The following is a 359-nucleotide window of genomic DNA, read 5'->3' as shown; positions in this document are numbered from 1 at the left end:
CCTCCCACGACTAAAGTCGCGGGATTCCTGCTTCATCGACCTCGTAACCTACTATCTCCACAGGCGTTAATTCGGGTAGTCCCTACCCTACTGTTTTTACTTATGCTATGCCTAATATCCTCTTTCCTTCTTTTAATATATTTTTACTTGCATTTACATCTCTATCATGGACTGTCCTACATATTGGACACTCCCACTCCCTTACGTTTAAGTATTTTACTTCTTCATTTCTATAACCACATACACTACATATTTGACTTGATGGATAAAACATATCTACTTTTACTATTGTTCTTCCATACCATAATGCTTTATATTCAAGCATATTTACAAATTTTGACCATGCTACATCTGATATG

At 36.2% G+C, this 359-nt stretch carries 1 protein-coding gene; it reads right to left on the bottom strand.

Annotated features, from left to right (window positions below; translation table 11 throughout):
* Positions 1-100 precede the first annotated feature (100 nt).
* On the bottom strand, positions 101-359 hold a 259-nt coding region (locus CAAU_RS12510), incomplete at its 5' end, for a zinc ribbon domain-containing protein (protein ID WP_040306711.1).

This window comes from Caloramator australicus RC3 (assembly GCF_000297115.1).
GTDB lineage: Bacteria > Bacillota > Clostridia > Clostridiales > Caloramatoraceae > Caloramator > Caloramator australicus.
This window is presented reverse-complemented; position numbering and strand designations above follow the sequence as displayed.